Annotated in this window: 11 protein-coding genes; 5 read left to right on the top strand and 6 right to left on the bottom strand. The window is 72.5% G+C overall.

Annotated features, from left to right (window positions below):
- Positions 1-191 precede the first annotated feature (191 nt).
- Positions 192-2,702, bottom strand: coding sequence for a Tex family protein (locus tag ABZY31_RS05680; protein ID WP_356405154.1), 2,511 nt, complete (start codon positions 2,700-2,702; stop codon positions 192-194).
- A 173-nt stretch (positions 2,703-2,875) separates the two neighbouring features.
- A complete protein-coding gene (locus ABZY31_RS05675; protein ID WP_356405152.1) occupies positions 2,876-3,745 on the bottom strand; it encodes a hypothetical protein in 870 nt (289 codons plus the stop codon).
- 326 nt (positions 3,746-4,071) lie between these two features.
- Here ABZY31_RS05675 and ABZY31_RS05670 point away from each other — a divergent pair, with 326 nt between their 5' ends.
- Positions 4,072-5,613, top strand: coding sequence for a M1 family metallopeptidase (locus ABZY31_RS05670; protein ID WP_356405150.1), 1,542 nt, complete (start codon positions 4,072-4,074; stop codon positions 5,611-5,613).
- 48 nt (positions 5,614-5,661) lie between these two features.
- Here ABZY31_RS05670 and ABZY31_RS05665 read toward each other — a convergent pair whose 3' ends face one another.
- Entirely contained in the window at positions 5,662-6,555 is an 894-nt protein-coding gene (locus ABZY31_RS05665) for an oxygenase MpaB family protein (protein ID WP_356405148.1), read from the bottom strand.
- 130 nt (positions 6,556-6,685) lie between these two features.
- Between ABZY31_RS05665 and sph the strand changes: the two genes are divergently transcribed.
- Complete coding sequence (sph, locus tag ABZY31_RS05660; RefSeq protein WP_356405146.1) at positions 6,686-7,726, top strand: sphingomyelin phosphodiesterase; 1,041 nt, start codon at positions 6,686-6,688, stop codon at positions 7,724-7,726.
- Positions 7,727-7,819: 93 nt separating this feature from the next.
- Here the strand turns inward: sph and ABZY31_RS05655 are convergent, their stop codons facing one another.
- Positions 7,820-8,818 carry a YafY family protein gene (locus ABZY31_RS05655; protein WP_356405144.1) on the bottom strand — a complete coding sequence of 333 codons (999 nt, stop codon included), beginning with the start codon at positions 8,816-8,818 and terminating at the stop codon, positions 7,820-7,822.
- A gap of 93 nt (positions 8,819-8,911) precedes the next feature.
- On the opposite strand from ABZY31_RS05655, the gene ABZY31_RS05650 reads away from it, so the two are divergent.
- Positions 8,912-9,310, top strand: a complete 399-nt coding sequence (locus tag ABZY31_RS05650) for a VOC family protein (RefSeq protein ID WP_356405142.1) — start codon at positions 8,912-8,914, stop codon at positions 9,308-9,310.
- 73 nt (positions 9,311-9,383) lie between these two features.
- Here the strand turns inward: ABZY31_RS05650 and ABZY31_RS05645 are convergent, their stop codons facing one another.
- Positions 9,384-11,216 carry a long-chain fatty acid--CoA ligase gene (locus ABZY31_RS05645; protein WP_356405140.1) on the bottom strand — a complete coding sequence of 611 codons (1,833 nt, stop codon included), beginning with the start codon at positions 11,214-11,216 and terminating at the stop codon, positions 9,384-9,386.
- Between the two features lie 176 nt (positions 11,217-11,392).
- On the opposite strand from ABZY31_RS05645, the gene ABZY31_RS05640 reads away from it, so the two are divergent.
- Together ABZY31_RS05640 and ABZY31_RS05635 are read left to right on the top strand one after the other, a co-directional pair.
- On the top strand, positions 11,393-12,121 hold the full coding sequence (locus ABZY31_RS05640) for a MerR family transcriptional regulator (protein ID WP_356405138.1): 729 nt from the start codon (positions 11,393-11,395) through the stop codon (positions 12,119-12,121).
- A gap of 22 nt (positions 12,122-12,143) precedes the next feature.
- Positions 12,144-12,830, top strand: coding sequence for a 1,4-alpha-glucan branching protein (locus ABZY31_RS05635; RefSeq protein WP_356405136.1), 687 nt, complete (start codon positions 12,144-12,146; stop codon positions 12,828-12,830).
- A gap of 3 nt (positions 12,831-12,833) precedes the next feature.
- On the opposite strand, the gene ABZY31_RS05630 is transcribed toward ABZY31_RS05635, so the two are convergent.
- A complete protein-coding gene (locus tag ABZY31_RS05630; RefSeq protein WP_356405134.1) occupies positions 12,834-15,005 on the bottom strand; it encodes a 3-hydroxyacyl-CoA dehydrogenase NAD-binding domain-containing protein in 2,172 nt (723 codons plus the stop codon).
- Positions 15,006-15,043 lie beyond the last annotated feature (38 nt).

The following is a 15,043-nucleotide window of genomic DNA, read 5'->3' as shown; positions in this document are numbered from 1 at the left end:
GGGCATGACGTCCTGAGGGGGGTCAGGGAAGCCCGTGCGCGAATGACGAACGGGCGTTCCCACATGCCTACAGATCGGCTGCGGGGGTTGGCAAGGCGGGGCCCCGGGCAAGGCGCTTATTCGGCCACTTCTTCCTGCCCGGGGCCGCGACCTGCGGACCGGCTCCCCGCCGCCGCCGGGGCCCTCCCGCGTCAGCGCTTGCGGCGGTCCTCGGGGCCGGTCAGGCCGGCCCGGCGCAGGGCGTCGGCCATGGCGCTGTTGGCGGGCGCCGGAGCACCCTTGGCCGCGCCCGCCCCGCCACCGGATCCGCCGCGGGCTCCGGCGCCGCCCCGGCCGCCGCCGCCACGGGCTCCGCCGGCGCCGTTGGCCGCGCCCGCCGGGTTGCCACCGGACGCGGAGTTGCCGCCGGATGCGCCGCGGCCCTGGTCGCCGCCGCCGCGCTGCTGCGGCGGGCGTCCGCCGGAGCCGCGCTCGCCGCGCTCCTGGCGGGGCCGCGGGGCGCCCGCCGCGCGGTCCGCCCCGTCCTCGTCCTCCAGCCGCAGGGTCAGCGAGATGCGCTTGCGCGGGATGTCGACGTCCATGACCTTCACCCGGACGATGTCCCCGGGCTTGACCACGTCACGGGGATCCTTGACGAAGGTCTTCGACAGCGCCGAGACGTGCGCCAGGCCGTCCTGGTGGACGCCGATGTCGATGAACGCGCCGAAGGCCGCCACGTTGGTGACCACGCCCTCCAAAATCATCCCGGGGGCCAGGTCGCCGATCTTCTCCACGCCCTCCTTGAAGGTGGCCGTCTTGAAGGCGGGGCGCGGGTCGCGGCCCGGCTTCTCCAGCTCCCGCAGGATGTCCGAGACGGTCGGCAGGCCGAAGGCCTCGGTGACGAAGTCGGCCGGGCGCAGGGAGCGCAGTACCGCGGTGTTGCCGATCAGCGCCGCGACCTCGCCGCCCGCCGTCCTGCCCATGGCCCGGACCACCGGGTAGGCCTCGGGGTGGACGCTGGAGGAGTCCAGCGGGTCCTCCCCGTCGCGGATCCGCAGGAAGCCCGCGCACTGCTCGTACGCCTTGGGGCCGAGCCGGGGCACGGCCTTGAGGGCCTTGCGGCTGCGGAAGGGCCCGTTGGCGTCGCGGTGGGCGACGATGTTCTCGGCGAGGCCTCCGCTGATGCCCGACACCCGGGAGAGCAGCGGCGCCGAGGCGGTGTTGACGTCGACGCCGACGCCGTTCACGCAGTCCTCGACAACCGCGTCGAGGGAGCGCGAGAGCTTCACCTCGGACAGGTCGTGCTGGTACTGGCCGACGCCGATCGACTTCGGGTCGATCTTGACCAGTTCGGCGAGCGGGTCCTGGAGGCGGCGGGCGATGGAGACGGCGCCGCGCAACGACACGTCCATGTCCGGGAGTTCCTGGGAGGCGAAGGCGGAGGCCGAGTACACGGAGGCGCCCGCCTCGGAGACCATCACCTTGGTGAGGTTCAGTTCGGGGTGGCGGGTGATGAGGTCGCCGGCGAGCTTGTCGGTCTCTCGCGAGGCGGTGCCGTTGCCGATGGCCACCAGGTCGACCGCGTGCTCCTTCGCGAGCCGCGCGAGCTTGGCGAGGGCCTCGTCCCACTTGTTGGCGGGCACGTGCGGGTAGATCACGTCGGTGGCGACGACCTTGCCGGTGGCGTCCACGACGGCGACCTTCACGCCGGTGCGGAAACCCGGGTCCAGGCCCAGCGTGGCGCGGGTCCCGGCGGGCGCGGCGAGCAGCAGGTCCCGCAGGTTGGAGGCGAAGACGCGGACCGCCTCGTCCTCGGCGGCCTGGCGCAGCCGGGTGCGCAGGTCGAGGCCGAGGTGCACCTGGATCTTGGTGCGCCAGGCCCAGCGGACGGTATCGGCGAGCCACTTGTCCCCGGGGCGGCCGCGGTCGGCGACCCCGAAGCGGCGGGCGATCATGCCCTCGTAGGTGGAGGGGCCGGGGGCCGCCGTGTCGTCGCGCTCCTCGGGCTCCAGCGTGAGGTCGAGGACGTCCTCCTTCTCGCCGCGGAGCATGGCGAGGACGCGGTGCGAGGGCAGCGCCGTGAGCGGCTCGGCGAAGTCGAAGTAGTCGGCGAACTTGGCGCCCGCCTCCTCCTTGCCGTCCCGGACCTTCGCGGCCATCCGGCCGCGGGTCCACATCCGCTCGCGCAGTTCGCCGATCAGGTCGGCGTCCTCGGCGAACCGCTCGGTGAGGATGGCGCGGGCGCCTTCGAGGGCGGCCGCCGCGTCGGCGACGCCCTTGTCAGCGTCGACGAACGCGGCCGCCGCGGCGGCCGGTTCGGCCGAGGGGTCGGCGAGCAGGCCCTCGGCGAGCGGTTCCAGGCCCGCCTCGCGGGCGATCTGCGCCTTGGTGCGGCGCTTGGGCTTGAAGGGCAGGTAGATGTCCTCCAGCCGGGCCTTGGTGTCCGCCGCGTTGATCATGGCCGTCAGCGCGTCGTCGAGCTTGCCCTGCTCCCGCACTGACTCCAGGATCGCGGCGCGGCGGTCCTCCAGTTCGCGCAGGTACCGCAGCCGCTCCTCCAGGGTGCGCAGCTGGGCGTCGTCGAGCAGCTCGGTCGCTTCCTTGCGGTAGCGCGCGATGAACGGCACGGTGGAGCCGCCGTCGAGCAGCTCGACGGCGGCCTTGACCTGCCGCTCCCGTACGCCGAGTTCCTCGGCGATCCTGCCTTCGATGGACGTCGTCACGTTCCGGTCCCGCCTTCGTCTGCACTGCACTGGAAGCTGCCAATTGTGGCAGGTGGCGGTATCGCGGGGCGGGAACCCTGCCGATCGGTCCGGCGGCGGGGCCGGCGCCGCGCCGGGAGGGCGTGGCGCCCGTCCGGGCGGGGGCCGGGGCGGCCCGCGCCCGGTGGGGCGGGTCAGCCCTTGCCGGTGAGGTCGGCGGGGAAGGCGCCCGCGCCGATCGCGCGGGCGACGAAGGCGCCGCCCAGCTCGTGCAGGCGGGCCAGGCCGGCCGCACCAAGGTGCTCGTACGGGGCCGCGTCGAGCCGGTCGGTGTCGGCCTCCAGCCGCTCGCGCAGCGCCGTTCCGGCCTCGGTCAGTTCGTTCTCGGCGTCGAGCAGCCCACGCTCGCGCAGCCGGTCGGCGGCCGCCGCCAGGTCGGCCGCGCTCCAGCCGCGGGTGGCCCGCAGCCACTTGGAGGTCATGCCGCGGCCGGTGGCGTTGTGGCTGACCAGGGCTTCGACGGGGTCGAGGCCGGCGATGAGGAGGGCGGCGAGGTGGCCGTCGCCGCGGTGCTCGCGCAGCAGCGTGGCGGCGTGCCACAGGCGCAGGTGCGGGGCCTCGGGGACGGGCAGGTCGGCGTGCGCGGAGTAGAGGGCGCGGCCGTGCCGGGTGCAGGCCTCGGTGGCGCGCAGGGCCAGGTCGGCGGCCTCGGCCATCTCCGGGGAGGCGACGGTCTCGGCGCCGAGCAGCCGGGTGAGGGTCGCGTCGGCGGCCCGCAGGCGGGCGGCCAGGACCTGCTCGGGGTCCGCCTTCTGCCAGACGGCGGGCAGGTACTGGGCGAGGTGGGCGTGGCTGTAGTTGTAGAAGGTGGCGGCGACGGCGCCGGGGCCGACGGCGCCCAGGGCGGCGCTGCGGGTGCTCAGGGCCGCGGCCGGGCCCTCGATCCCGAGGGCGGCGAGCTCCCTCGCAAGGTCCGGCGAGAAGTAGAGGGTGGCGTGCAGCGGATTGATGGCCGCGTGCCAACAGCGGCGCGCGGCGAGGGGCGGGAGGGTGGAGAGCGTCATGCCCGGCACCCTACCGACTGATTGGTATGTACAACAGGGTGACCCCCGGCCCCCGCGCGCAAGCTCCCCGGCGCCGCGCCGGGCCCGCACCGGCCCCGCACCGGCCCTGCGAGATCCGGCCGTTCTTCGCCGGCCCGCCCGGCCCGCCCCACCTGGCCGGGAACCGTCCGCATGGCGCGGTGTGACGTCCGAATGGCGATCGTGTGACAGCAGGGGCCATGGACATGACGTGGGGCGCAGGGGTGAATACGGTCGAACACACAAGCCGTGAGCCGAGCTGCACACAGCTCAACAGAACCGTCTCCCCAACCCCCTTGGAGTCCTTCGTGCGACGCAAAGTCATCGCCCCGAGCGTGCTCGCCGCCTCCCTGCTGCTGGTGATCCCGGCGTCGGCGGCGACCGCCGTTCCGGGTGCCCCGGGCATCGGCGACCCCTACTACCCGGCCAGCGGCAACGGTGGATACGACGTCTCGCACTACGACTTGAGACTCCAGTACCAGCCCACGACCGACCTCCTGGAGGGCACGGCCACCTTGCTGGCCACCGCCAAGCAGGACCTCTCCCGCTTCAACCTTGACTTCGGCCTCCAGGTCAGCGAGATCCGGGTCAACGGGGTCAAGGCGAAGTTCGCCAAGTCCGGTGTCCAGGAGCTGGAGGTGACCCCCGCGACCGCGCTGCAGAAGAACAAGCAGGCCACCGTGGTCGTCAAGTACGCAGGCAAGCCTTCGGAGTTCAAGGTCGACGGCTGGTCGGCCTGGCAGCGCACGCCGGACGGCGGGATCGCCGCCCAGGAGCCGGACTCGGCCATCTGGTGGTTCCCCAGCAACGACCACCCGCTGGACAAGGCGACGTTCGACGTCTCCGTCAACGTCCCGGACGGCACCCAGGCGATCAGCAACGGCGTGCTCCAGTCGCAGAGTTCGAAGCTCGGCTGGACCCGCTACAACTGGCGCTCCAACAAGCCTCAGGCCACCTACCTGGCCACCCTGGCCATCGGCAAGTTCGACGTCACCACCGACAAGACCGCGAGCGGGCTGCCGGTCCTGAACGCCTACAGCGTGGACCTCGGCGACAACGCGGGCGCGGCGCGGGCGAGCGTCGAGCGCACCACCGAGGTCGCGGAATGGCTGGAGGGCGTCTTCGGCCCGTACCCCTTCAACGCGCTCGGCGGCTACGTGCCCAACGTGCCCAGCGGGTTCGCGCTGGAGACCCAGACCCGGCCCTTCTACAGCCCGCGCCAGTTCGCGAACGGGGCCAACGTCCAGGTCGTCGTGCACGAGCTGGCCCACCAGTGGTACGGCGACAGCGTCTCGGTCGACGGCTGGAAGGACATCTGGATCAACGAGGGCTTCGCCCGCTACAGCCAGTGGCTGTGGTCGGAGAAGGAGGGCGAGGGAACCGCGCAGGAGCTGGCCGCCTGGACCTACGCGAACCGGCCCGCCGAGGACCCGTTCTGGCAGGTCAAGCCCGGTGACCCGGGTGCGGACAAGCAGTTCGACGCGGCCGTCTACGACCGGGGGGCCATTGCCATCCAGGCGCTGCGCAACGCGGTCGGGGACGAGAAGTTCTTCGCCATCCTCAAGGGCTGGCCGGCCGAGCACGCCTACGGCAACGCCAAGGTGAACGACTTCGTCCGCTATGCCGAGCGGGTCTCCGGCAAGCCGCTGGCCGACCTCTTCGAGACCTGGCTCTACACGCCGGGCAAGCCCGCCTTCGCGCCCCCGGCGGCGAAGGCGACGGGCCGCTCGCTCGCGGCCCCGGCCCCCGCCGCGGCCCCGGCGGCGGAGCCCAAGTCCTGGAAGAAGATCGCCGCGACGAACAGCATCCACGAGACGGAGCCGGGGCACGGGCACGGCCACGGCCGCTGAGCTCCCCACGGCAGCCGGCTCCTACGGCGGCCCGCGCGCCGTCGCCCCTCAGCGGGCGGCGGCGCGCCACCGTGCCCGGGCCTGGCGGGCCACCGGCAGGTACCGCAGCCGCTCGGGCAGCAGTGGTACGACGATCCGTACGACGGCGCTGAACCGGCGCAGCCTGCGCTCCTGGGCCGGGCTCCACTCCAGCCCGATCGCGGCCCGCGCCTCCGGCGGCATGTAGCCGACGGTGGCGAAGGCGCGCAAGCGCAGGAAGAGGGTCCGCAGCAGCGGCCAGGCGAGCCGGGTGAGGATCCGCACGGGCAGCGGTCCGCCCGTGGGCCGGGGCAGCGCCGCGTCGGTGGCGACCAGTTCGCGGGCGACCGGGGTGGACTCGATCTCCTCGGCCAGCATCCGGTGGTAGTGCGGCCAGTACTCCTCGATCGTCTGCGGCATGTCGCGGTCGTGGATGCCGAGGATCCGGCCGACCTGGAGCCACTCGGCGTAGAGGGCCCGCTCCTGGGCGGGCGTGAAGGCGCGGAAGAGGTAGCGGGCGGCGTGGAGGTAGACCGGGAAGCCGGAGGCGTGCACCCAGGAGTAGCAGGCCGGGTCGAGGGCGTGGTAGCGCCGCCCGCGGGTGTCGGTGCCCTGGATCCCCCGGTGCAGCCGGCGGACGCGGCGCCCCTCCTCGGCCGCCTCCTCGCCGCCGTACACCCACAGTTGCACCGAGCGGAGCGAGCGCTCGCCCCGCCCCCAGGGGTCGCTGCGGAAGACGGAGTACTGGTCCACGCCCGCGCCGATCGCCGGGTGGGCCACCTGCATGGTGAAGGCGGGCGGCAGCATCAGCAGCGCGCGGACGTCTCCGGCGATGGTCCACAGCACCCCGCCGGGCGGTGGCGGAGCGATGTGACCACGGGGGTCCGGGTGGCTTCCGGTGCTGGTGGCGCGCGTGGTGCTCATGACTCCAGTATGCGAGCGCGATAAGTCCCCTCCCCCGTCGGAAAGTCTTGTCCTGGGTGTTACCCAGAGGTAACTGCAGATGATGTGATGGCGCAGCCGATCTTCCCCCCGCAGGAACGATGGAGTCCTCATGCTGCCCAGCACGAACCGCCCCACCGCTCGCGCTCCTCGCACTCCTCGCGCGCCTCACGCCAGGGCCGCCGCGGCGGCCGTCGGCGCGCTCGCGGCCCTCGCGCTCACCGTCACCGCGGTCCCGGCAGCCTCCGCCGCCCCGGCCGCGGAGTCCGCCTCCGCCGCCGCGCCCCGGCTGAACGTGCTGACGTACAACACCTTCCTGATGAGCACCAGCCTGTACCCGAACTGGGGCCAGGACCTCCGGGCCCGCGAGATCCCGAAGGCGGCCTTCTTCCAGGGCCACGACGTGGTCGTCCTCCAGGAGGCCTTCGACAACGGCACCTCGGACGCCCTGAAGGCGAACGCGGCCGCGCAGTACCCCTACCAGACCCCCGTGGTCGGCCGGAGCAAAGACGGCTGGGACGCGACGGGCGGCGCGTACACCTCCACGACCCCGGAGGACGGCGGGGTCACCGTCCTCAGCAAGTGGCCGGTCCTGCGCAAGGAGCAGTACGTCTACAAGGACGCCTGCGGCTCCGACTGGTGGTCCAACAAGGGCTTCGCCTACGTCGTCCTGAACGTGAACGGCGCCAGGGTGCACGTGGTGGGCACCCACGCGCAGTCCACCGACTCGGGCTGCAAGGCGGGCGAGGCGGCCCAGATGCGCAGCCGCCAGTTCCGGAACATCGACGCCTTCCTGGACGCCAAGAACATCCCGGCGGGCGAACAGGTCATCGTGGCGGGCGACATGAACGTCGACTCGCGCAGCCCGGAGTACGCCTCCATGCTCGCGGACGCGGACCTCGCGGGCGCCGACTCCCGCACGGGCCACCCGTACTCCTTCGACACGGCCACCAACTCGATAGCGAACTACCGCTACCCGACGGACCCCCGCGAGGACCTCGACTACGTCCTGTACCGCAAGGGCAACGCCCGCCCGGCGAACTGGAACAACACCGTGGTCAAGGAGCAGTCCGCCCCCTGGACCGTCTCCAGCTGGGGCACCTCCTACACCTACACCAACCTCTCGGACCACTACCCGTTGATCGGCTCGTAGCCCACCCCCGCGGTCCGGGCCGGCCGCGGCCCGGACCGCGCGGCGCCGACGCCTGTGACCGGGTTGCTCCACGTGACATCGGTTCCTCGCGGATCAGGCGTGGCGGGCGTAGGACGCGAGGCGGTCCGCGAGCGCGGTGACGAGGTCGCGCAGTTCGTCGGGGCGCTCGATGACGAACGGCCGGTCGAGCGAGGCGAGTACCGGAGGCAACCAGTCGAGGCGCTCCGCCCGCAGCTCGACGCGCCGCCAGCGCTCGGTCGCCCGGTCCTGGTCTGCCGCGGGCTCGTGCTCCTCCAAGGTCGCGACGCCGGCGGGAAGGCGGGTGCGGATCTGTTCGACCGTCCCGTGGATCCGCAAGGTCACCTCATGCCGGTACTCGGCCGTGGCGAACGCAGACAACACGCGCTGTGCCGGACCGGGACCCGCGGGCGCTTCGAATGCGCCGGGCAGGGCGCGCGCGTCTGCGATGCGATCGAGCCGGAAGGTCCGGTCCTCGCCGATCTGAGCGTCCTTGCCCGTGACGTACCACCGGCCCGCATGGGCGACGATCCCGTACGCGTGCAGCGTGCGTTCGCTGCGCCGTCCGTCGCGGTCGGTGTAGCGGATCGAGACCGGTCGGCGGTGGCGCACCGCATCGGCGATGGTGAGCAGCACCCCGGCGTCCGGAGTGTCGAACTCGCCGGGCTGGTCCGTGAAGGCGAGGGCCTCCAGGAGTGTGTCGAGCCGACGGGCGACGTGCTGGGGCAGCACCCGTCGGATCTTCGCCGATGCCGTCTCGCTCGCCGTGCGCTCCGCGGTCGTCAGCCCTGCCCGGCGGCCGGCGACCAGGCCGAGCAGCACGGCCAGCGCCTCGTCGTCGCTGAGCATGAGCGGAGGCAAGCGGTGCCCGCGGGCGAGCCGGTACCCGCCGTAGCGGCCGCGCACCGACTCCACGGGCAGGTCCAGTTCGATCAGCTGGTCCACGTACCGCCGCACGGTGCGCCCCTCGACGCCGAGCCGGTCGGCCAGTTCGGCCACCGTCCGGGTGCCGCCCGACTGCAGCAGCTCCAGGAGTGTCAGCACGCGGGCAGTGGGTCGAGTGGGTCGGGACATGGGCACAACCTAACGCGAATACAGGACCGATTCTGTCCTCTATTTCTCCTAGCCTCCGCAGTGCACGCCGTCGGCACAGCCAAGGAGATCCCCATGGAGTTCGTCTCGATCCGCATCATCACCATCGACGTAGCGCGCCTCGTCGCGTTCTACGAGCGGGCCACCGGGGCGCGGGCGACGTGGGCCACCGAAGACTTCGCCGAACTCAGGACCGCGGGCGCCGCCCTCGCGATCGCCGGCACCCGCACCGTCCCGCTGTTCGCCCCGGGTTCCGCCCGCCCGGCGGACAACCACAGCGTGATCACGGAGTTCCTCGTCGACGACGTGGACCGCCTTCACCAGGACCTGACCGGCTTCGTCACCGACTTCGTCACCGAGCCCACGGCGATGCCCTGGGGCAACCGGTCGCTGCTGTTGCGTGACCCCGACGGCAACCTCGTCAACTTCTTCACCCCCGTCACCCCGGCGGCCATCGAAAAGTTCGCGCGCTGACGCCACGAGAACCCGCTCACCCGGGAGCCCTGAGATCCCAGGGCTCCCGGTGAACGCGGTCGCGGGGTCGCCGTTACGCCGCGCCCGGCGGGTCCTCGTAGAGGGCTTCGAGGAGGGAGCCGTATTTTTCGCGGATGACGCGGCGGCGGAGTTTCAGGGACGGGGTCAGCTCGCCCGAGTCCGGGCCCCATTCGCCGGTGAGCAGGCGGTAGCGCTTGATCTGCTCGGTGCGGTTGAGGCGGGCGTTGGCGGCCGTGACGGCGCGGGCGATCTCCGCCACGACGGCCGGATGGGCGGCCAGTTCTTCGGGGCCGGTGGCTTCGATGCCGTGGGCGGCGGCCCAGGCGGGGGCCATCTCGGCGTCCAGGACCAGCAGGGCGACCAGGTAGGAGCGGCCGTCGCCGTGCACCAGGGCCTGGCCGATCAGCGGATGTTCCTTGACGGTGTTCTCCACCAGGGCGGGCGAGACGTTCTTGCCGTTCGAGGTGATGATGAGTTCCTTCTTGCGGTCGGTCAGCCAGAGGAACCCGTCCTCGTCGAGCCGGCCGATGTCCCCGGTCGGGAACCAGCCATCGGCGTCGCTCGCGCGCTCCACCGTCCCGTCCGCCTGCAGGTAGCCGTCGAAGACGGTGGCGCCCCGGGTGAGGATCTCGCCGTCCTCGGCGAGCTTCAGTTCCAGGCCCTCGATCGGCCGGCCGACCGAGCCGAGGCGGAAGCCGTCGGCGCTGTTGACGGTGCACACGCCGGAGGTCTCGGTCAGTCCCCAGGCGTCCATGATGGTGATCCCCCAGCCCGCCCAGAAGCGGACCACGTCCAGCGGCATCGGCGCAGTGGCGCTTGCCGTCCAGACGAGCCGGTCCAGCCCGGCCAGGACCAGCAGCGGATCCAGTACCCGCTCCTTGGCCCGGCCGTAGGCCGCCTCGACGGCGGCCGGCACCTCCTCGCCGCGCTCGCGGTGTGCGGCGCGGGTCCGGGCCAGGTCGTTGGCGGCCGCTATGGCGCTCTGCTGCTCCGCGGGCAGCCGGGCCAGCACGGCCCGTACGGACGCCGCGAGCTTCTCCCAGACCCGGGGCACCCCGAAGAACTGCACCGGATGCAGTTCGCGGACCGCGCCCGCGACGGCCGTCGGGTCGGCGCACAGCCGGACGTGGGCGGCCCGCAGCAGCGGCAGGTAGATCCCGAGGACCCGCTCGGCGATGTGGGCGAAGGGCAGGTAGCAGAGGTGCTCGGCGTGTTCGGGCAGTTCGGTGTGCCGGTCGAGGCGGACGGTCTGGAGCATGAGGTTGCGGTGGCTCAGCCGCACGCCCTTGGGGTCGCCGGTGGTCCCGGAGGTGTAGACGACGGTCAGCGGGTCCTCGGGGCGGGCCTCCCGCCAGGCCTTCTCGAAGGCGTCGGAGCGGAAGGTCCGGGCGCCGCTCGCGTACAGGGAGCCGTACGTGCCGTGCGCGCCCGCGTCGGCGGCCTCGGCCACCACCAGGCGTTCCAGGGGGACGTCCGGGTCGCCCAGCAGGGGCTCCCAGCGGCCGAGTTCGCGGGCGCCCTCGATGACGGCGACGCGGGCCCGGCTGTGCCGGGCGATGTGCGCCACCTGCTCGGGCGCGGAGGTCCCGTAGACGGTCACGGGGACGGCGCCGAGGTGGACGAGGGCGAGGTCGCTGAGCCAGTGCTCGGGGCGGTTGCCCATCATCATCAGGACGTGGTCGCCGCGCCCGACGCCGAGGGCCGCGTATCCGGCGGCGAGGACGCCGACCTTGCGGCGCGCCTCGGACCAGCTGAGGGTGGTCCAGCCGGGCCCCTCGCGCCAGGAGAGGGCGGGGAGGCCCGGGTGGTCGGTGGCGTTGCGGGCGAGCAGGGCGGGCAGGGTGATCCCGTCGGGCGGTCCGGGCAGTCGCAGGTTCGTGGTCATGGGCAGCTCCTGGCCGTTTCACATCGTTGGTGCGACAGCAATACTGTTGAACACGAACGGTGGCGCGCATCAGAGACGTGCTGAGGTGCCGGCGTACTGAGGTGCTGAAGTGCTGAGGTGCCGGGTACTGACGTGCCGACGTGCTGACGTGCTGTGCAGAGAGCGAGGCGGAGACCATGACCACCCAGGCGCCCGAGCCCACGCTCACCGTCGACGAGCTGGCGTCCCGGGCGGGCGTGACCGTCCGCACCGTACGTTTCTACAGCACCCGCGGCCTTTTGCCCCCTCCCGTGATCGGACCCCGTCGGGTCGGCCACTACGGGCCGGAGCACCTCTCCCGGCTGGCCCTGATCGAGGAGTTGCAGCACCAGGGGATGACCCTGTCGGCGATCGAGCGCTACCTCGACGCGCTGCCCGACGACCTGAGCGCGCACGATCTGGCGATCCACCGGGCGCTGGTGGCGACCTGGGCCCCGGACGCGGCGCTGGAGTCCTCGCGGGAGGAGCTGGAGAAGCGCGCCGGGCGGCCCCTGTCGGACTCCGACCTGCGGCGGCTGAGCGCGATGAACGTGCTGGCGCCGACGCCGGACCCGGGCGCCTTCCGGGTGGACGTGGGGCTGCTGCGGCTCGGGGTCGCGCTGCTCGACGTACCGATCGCGCACGAGACGATCCTCTCGGCGCGCACCGTGCTGCTGGAGCACGCGCGGACGGCGGCGCACGAGCTGACCGCCCTGTTCCGGGACGAGGTGTGGGGGCCGTTCACCGAGGGCGAGAGCGATCCGGAGCGGGTGGAGGCGATGAAGTCGCTGTCCGCCCACATGCAACCGATGGTCGTGCAGGCCCTGGTGACGGCGTTTCAGCGGTCCCTGAAGGAAGAGCTGCGGGCGGCCTTCGTCTCGGAGTAGAAGACGGGGGTAGTTTTTTGCCATGGCGATCATCCACAAGACCTCGATGAACCCCGGGAAGCTGGAGCTTCTCGCCGCGTGGCTGCCCGGGCGGCCCTGGTACCTCGCGGCCGGGCGGCCCCCGGAACCGGCCAGGGCCGGCGGCTTCCGGCTCGATGATCCGCAGGGCGAGGTGGGCATCGAGTTCATGGTGCTCACCGACACCGCGGGCGAGCGGCCGGTCACCTACCACCTGCCGGTCACCTATCGCGGGGCGCCGCTGGAGGGCGCCGACGCGGGGCTGATCGGGACCTCGGAGCACGGGGTGCTCGGGCGCCGCTGGGTGTACGACGGCGCGCACGACCCGGTCTGCGTGGACCGGCTGCTCGCCCTGATCCAGGGCCGCGCGCAGGCCCAGCACCAGAGCGTCAGCAACACCCCCGAACCCTCCGTGACCGCGGTGTACGCCGGTCCGGAGGTCGCCGAGTTCCCCGCCGACGAGCTGCCGCTGGTGGCCGACGGGCCGGGCGGGACGGAGGTCCTGCTGCCCGGCGGCGCACGGCTGGAGGTGACGCGCGTGCTGCGGCCGGCCGACGCCGCTCCGGGCTCCGACGCGGGCCCCGAAGGGCTCCTCGCGGGCTGGAGCGCGCCGGACGGCGCCGCGCACCGGGGGGTCTTCGCCTCGTTGTCCTTCGGCCCCCCGGCGCCCGACGCCCGCATCGAGCGCTGAGCGTCAGTCCGTGAAGGTCTCGCCGCGCCCGGCCTTCTCCACCAGGAGGGCGGGCGGGGCGAACCGCTCGCCGTAGGCCGCGGCCAGCTCGCGCGCGCGGGCCACGAACCCGGGCAGGCCGCCCTCGTAGCCGTTGATGTACTGGATCACGCCGCCGGTCCAGGCCGGGAAGCCGATGCCCATGATGGAACCGATGTTGGCGTCGGCGACCGAGGTCAGCACGCCCTCCTCGAAGAGGCGGACGGTGTCCAGGGCCTCGGAGAAGAGCATCCGCTCCTTCATGTCGGTGAACGGGATCTCCGTGCCCGGCTTGGTGAAGTGCTCGCGCAGGCCCGGCCAGATCCCGGCCCGCTTGCCCGTCTCGTCGTAGTCGTAGAAGCCCGCGCCACCGCTGCGGCCGGGGCGGCCGAACTCGTCCACCATCCGGTCGATGACGGTGTCCGCCGGGTGCTCCGCCCAGTCGCGTCCGGCGTCCTCGAAGGCCTTGCGGGTCTCGTTGCGGATCTTGCGGGGCAGCGTCAGGGTCAGCTCGTCCATCAGGGAGAGCACCTTCGCCGGGTATCCGGCCTGGGCGGCCGCCTGCTCGACCGAGGCGGGCTCGATGCCCTCGCCGACCATCGCGACGCCCTCGTTGATGAACTGGCCGATCACCCGTGAGGTGAAGAACCCGCGCGAGTCGTTGACCACGATCGGGGTCTTGTTGATCTGGCGGACCAGGTCGAAGGCGCGGGCGAGCGCCTCGTCACCGGTGCGCTCGCCCTTGATGATCTCCACCAGCGGCATCTTGTCGACGGGCGAGAAGAAGTGCAGGCCGATGAAGTCCACGGGGCGCGAGACGCCCTCGGCGAGTCCCGTGATGGGCAGGGTGGAGGTGTTGGAGCAGAGCAGCGCGTCGGGTTCGATGACGTCCTGGATCTCCTGGAACACCTTGTGCTTCAGCGAGGTGTCCTCGAAGACGGCCTCGATGACGGCGTCGCAGCCCGCGAGGTCGGCGGGGTCGGCCGTGGGGGTGATCCGGGCGAGGAGTGCGGCCCGCTCGGCCTCGGTGGTGCGGCCGCGGGAGAGCGCCTTGTCGAGCAGCTTCTCGGAGTAGGCCTTGCCCTTGGCGGCCGCCTCGGCACTGACGTCCTTGAGGACGACCTCGATGCCCGCGCGGGCGCAGGAGTACGCGATGCCCGCGCCCATCATGCCCGCGCCGAGGACGGCGACCTTGCGGACCTTTCGGGGGGCGATGCCCTGCGGGCGGCTGGCGCCGGAGTTGACGGCCTGGAGGTCGAAGAAGAACGCTTGGATCATGTTCTTCGCGGTCTGTCCGGTGACCAGCTCGGTGAAGTAGCGGGCCTCGATGGTCAGCGCGGTCTCGAAGTCGACCTGGGAACCCTCGACGGCGCAGGCCAGGATGTTGCGCGGGGCCGGGTACGGGGCGCCGTTCAGCTGCTTCTTCAGGTTGGCCGGGAACGCCGGGAGGTTGGCGGCGAACTTGGGGTGGGCCGGCGTACCGCCCGGGATCCGGTAACCGGGGACGTCCCAGGGCTGCTGCGAGGCCGGGTTGGCGTCGATGAAGGCGCGCGCCTTGGCGAGCATCTCCTCGGGGGTGGCGGCCAGTTCGTGGACGAGGCCGTTGTCCAGGGCGCGCTTCGGGTTGTACTGGGTGCCCTGGAGCAGCACCTTGAGGAGGGCGTCGGCGATGCCCATGAGGCGCACGGTGCGGGTCACGCCGCCACCGGCCGGGAGCAGGCCGAGGGTGACCTCGGGCAGGCCGATCTTGGAGCCGGGGGCGTCGAGCGCCACGCGGTGGTGGCAGGCGAGCGCGATCTCGTAACCCCCGCCGAGGGCAGCGCCGTTGATGGCGGCGACGACGGGCTTGCCGAGGGTTTCGATCCGGCGCAGGGAGGCCTTGATGGCGGTGCCGGTGTCGAAGGCGAGCTGCGCGTCCTCGGGACGGAGGCGGATCATCTCCTTGAGGTCGCCGCCCGCGAAAAAGGTCTTCTTGGCGGAGGTGAAGACGATGCCCCGGATGGAGTCCTTCTCGGCCTCGGCGCGGTCGGCGATCGCCGCGATGGAGTCCTTGAAGGCCTGGTTCATCGTGTTGGCGGACTGGTTCGGGTCGTCGAGGACCAGGGTGACGACGCCGGTCTCGTCCTGTTCCCAGCGGATCGTGGTGGACTCGCTCATGTTCGCTACTTCCGTGTGAGAAAGGGGTGTGCCGGGGA

Source organism: Streptomyces sp. NPDC006529, from assembly GCF_040611795.1.
In the GTDB taxonomy this organism is placed as follows: Bacteria; Actinomycetota; Actinomycetes; order Streptomycetales; family Streptomycetaceae; genus Streptomyces.
This window is presented reverse-complemented; position numbering and strand designations above follow the sequence as displayed.